General features: G+C 69.6%; 1 protein-coding gene. It reads left to right on the plus strand.

What is annotated here, in order from left to right:
- Positions 1 to 1284 (plus strand): condensation domain-containing protein (locus ACTIDRAF_RS31225; RefSeq protein WP_039789554.1); only part of this gene is annotated, 1284 nt, incomplete at both ends.

A 1284-nucleotide genomic window follows, 5' to 3' on the forward strand; every position in this document is an offset into this window, starting at 1 on the left:
CGTGGTGCTCGACCAGCTCCCCCTCACCGTCAACGGCAAACTCGACAGAGCAGCCCTCCCCGCACCGACCACCGACACCCTCCGGCGCTACGTACCGCCCCGGACCGACACCGAACAGCAGCTGTGCTCCGTGTGGCAGGACGTGCTCGGCGTGGAACGGGTCGGTGTGGAGGACGACTTCTTCGAACTCGGCGGCAACTCCATCAGCGGTCTGCGCGTCCTGAGCCGCCTCCGTGAGGTCCTCGGAGCAGAACTCTCCCCCCGCGTCCTCTTCGACGAGCGCACCATCACCGGCCTCGCCGCCGCGGTCGCCGCCGAGAGCGCTCGGGCCGGTGGTGACGTGCGGGCCGTCATGAGCCGGGGCCTCCGGGACACCGGCCCGCTGTCCTTCGCGCAGCAACGGCTCTGGTTCCTCCAGGAATTCGCCCCAGAGGGTGTCGAGTACAACACCGGCATCGCCCTCCGGCTGACGGGCGAGCTGCGACTCGACGCGCTGAACTCCGCACTGGCGGCCCTCGTCGCCCGGCACGAGTCCCTGCGCACCACTTTCCACCTCGTGGACGGGAACGCGACGCAGACCGTGAACCCCGCCGCTCCGCCTCCCACCACCCACATCGACCTGCGGGACCGGCCCGCCGCAGGACGTGGTGCGGCGCTGGACGAGGTTCTCCGCGCGGAAGCCGCGACCCCGTTCAACCTGCGCACAGGGCCGCTGAGCCGGATCGTCCTCGTGCAGGAGGACACGAACCGCCACGTGCTGATCTGGTCGATGCACCACATCATCACCGACGGGTGGTCGGTGGGCCTCCTCATCAGGGAACTCGCCGAGCTCTACACGGCCGGACTCGGAGGGACGGACGCGAAGCTGGCAACGCCATCCGTCCGTTACCTCGACTACGCGGACTGGCAGCGAACCCGGGCGGACAGCCAGGCCTGGACGAACCAGTTGCACTACTGGAGGGCGCAGCTCGCCGGGCTCGAACCTCTCGACCTACCCACCGACCGACCCCGCCCTGCCGTGCGGACCACCGCAGGGGCCGTGCACACCTTCGACGTGCCCGCCGACGTCGTCCACACACTGCGCACCGCGAGTACCCGACACGGGGTCAGCCTGTTCATGGCGCTGACCGCCGTCACCCAGGTGCTGCTGTCCCGCCACACCGGGCAGGACGATGTCGCGGTGGGGACAGTGACGTCGGGACGAGGGCGTCCCGAGCTGCAGAACCTCATCGGTTTCCTGGTCAACACGCTGGTGTTGCGGTCGCGGATCGGCCGTGAGGATTC

The sequence above is a fragment of the Actinoalloteichus spitiensis RMV-1378 genome, assembly GCF_000239155.1.
Classification (GTDB): domain Bacteria; phylum Actinomycetota; class Actinomycetes; order Mycobacteriales; family Pseudonocardiaceae; genus Actinoalloteichus_B; species Actinoalloteichus_B spitiensis.